Source organism: Allosphingosinicella sp. (assembly GCF_036387215.1).
Taxonomy (GTDB): Bacteria; Pseudomonadota; Alphaproteobacteria; order Sphingomonadales; family Sphingomonadaceae; genus Allosphingosinicella.
The window spans coordinates 1-2,046 of sequence record NZ_DASVUE010000121.1 but is presented as its reverse complement, the minus strand read 5'-3'; the positions used below and the strand labels follow the sequence as shown (position 1 = coordinate 2,046).

Genomic DNA, 2,046 nt, shown 5'->3' with positions numbered 1-2,046 from the left:
GCGAAGGTGCTGAAGGCAAACAAATCCTCTTCCGAAGCGCAGGGATCCGGGCGGCTCAGGAACATCCTGGTCGTCTCCCAATTCGCCGTGTCGATCGGGCTCATCATCTGCACCGGAGTGATCTACGCGCAGACGATCTACGCGCGGACGGCGGATGCAGGCTACAAGCGCGAGGGCCTGCTTCAGGTTCAGAACCTCGGCGCCGACGAGATCAAGCCGGTGCTCGACACGCTGAAGCGCGAGATCGGCCAGGTGCCCGGAGTCCAATCGGTTGCGCGCACCGGGATTGGGGTCAATCCCGGCAACAATTCGGTCACCCAGGTCTATCTCCCCGGCAATCCGAAATCGATCGACCTCGGCACCTACGGGATTGAGCCGAACTTCTTCCCGACGATGGGCATCAAGGTTCTCGCGGGACGGAATTTCAACGAAAGCATCGCGATGGACGACGCAACGACGCCGTTCCCGGTGGTCCCGGAGGCGGAGCGGGCGATCGTGAAGCGGGGGATCAACGCGATCGTCACGAAGCTGGCGGCGGAGCGGCTCGGCTTCAACAACCCGGCCGATGCGATCGGAAAGCGGGTCAACACGGCGCTGACCTATCCTGAGTTCGGGCTCGTGCCGACGACGATCGTCGGAGTCGTCCAGGACACCCGGTTCCGTTCCGTCCGCGATCCGCTTCAGCCGATCATCTATTACTACGCCACCACCGGCCACAACACGCTGATGATGCGCTACCAGAGCCCGGATCCCAAAGCCGTGATGACGGGCATCGAAAACGCCTGGAAACGGGTGGTGCCCGATGTCCCGTTCCGGGCGGAGTTCGTCGACGACCGCGTCCGCAAGCTCTACGAGCAGGAGGAGGCGCGGGGCCAGCTGTTCGCCGCCTTCGCATTGCTCGCGGTGGTGATCGGATGCCTTGGCCTCTTCGGCCTTGCCGCCTTCACCGCCGAGCGGCGCACCAAGGAGATCGGCATCCGCAAGGTGCTCGGCGCGCGCGCCCGCGACATCGTTCGGCTGCTCGCCTGGCAGTTCTCGAAGCCGGTGCTGGTCGCGAACCTCATCGCCTGGCCGGTCGCCTGGTGGGTGATGCGCGACTGGCTCAACAATTTCGACGCCCGGATCGGGCTTGGGCCCACGCCCTTCGTCTTCGCCGGCGGGCTCGCTCTGGCGATCGCGCTGGGCACGATCGCGGGACACGCGCTGAAGGTCGCGCGGGCCAATCCGATCCACGCGCTGCGCTACGAATAAGGGGGAAGAGATGATCATGACTGCTTTGGTGTGGCCTGCCGCGGCGCTTGCTATGACCGCATTGGTTGCCGCGGCCGCGCTCAAGGGCTGGCGTGGCTGGCTCGACCTCAAACGCTACGAGATCGCCGCCGACCGCTCGGCGCCCGAAGCTCCCGACGGTGCCTCCGGAGTCCGGATCGAGATGGCAGCGCTCAAGGAACGCCTCCGCAAGCTGGAGGAAATCGCAACCGGGGTGGACCTCTAACGCCCCGCTGGCGGGAGGAGCGATCCCAAGCCGCCCCTCCCGCACTTCTTGCCGCTCGTGCCGCGGATGGAACGAGCCTCCCGCGCTGAGGTTGTGCCTTCGCACCCGCGGGAGAAGGTGATTTGCGCATATTGCTGATCGGCGCGACCGGCTTCATCGGATCGGCCGTTGCCGCGCGGCTGGCGGGCGAGGGCCATGAGGTGATCGGCGTCGCGCGCTCCATCGATGCCGCCGCACGCCGCCTGCCGGTGAGCCGATGGGTGAGCCTTGACCTCCGGAGCGCCGAAGGCGCCGAGGCATGGCTGCCGCACCTCGCGGGGGTGGAGGCGGTGGTGAATTGCGCAGGCACGCTGCAGGACAGCGCCCGCGATTCCACCGCCGGCGTTCACGATGCCGCGCCTTCTGCTTTGTGGCAGGCGTGCGAGCATGCGGGGGTGAGGCGCGTCATCCACTTCTCTGCGATGGGCGTCGATCGCGGCGGGCTGACCGATTTCTCCCGCACCAAGCTCAAAGGCGACGAGGCGCTGGAGCGGAGCGGCCTCGACTGGGTG

The 2,046-nt window shown here is 66.7% G+C and carries 3 protein-coding genes; all 3 read left to right on the top strand.

The window, feature by feature from the left end; genetic code table 11:
• The coding region (locus tag VF662_RS04915) for an ABC transporter permease (protein ID WP_464138387.1) at positions 1-1,251 on the top strand (1,251 nt) is incomplete at its 5' end.
• Positions 1,252-1,261: 10 nt separating this feature from the next.
• A complete protein-coding gene (locus tag VF662_RS04910) occupies positions 1,262-1,495 on the top strand; it encodes a hypothetical protein (protein ID WP_464138385.1) in 234 nt (77 codons plus the stop codon).
• Positions 1,496-1,617: 122 nt separating this feature from the next.
• The coding region (locus VF662_RS04905; RefSeq protein ID WP_464138381.1) for an NAD(P)H-binding protein at positions 1,618-2,046 on the top strand (429 nt) is incomplete at its 3' end.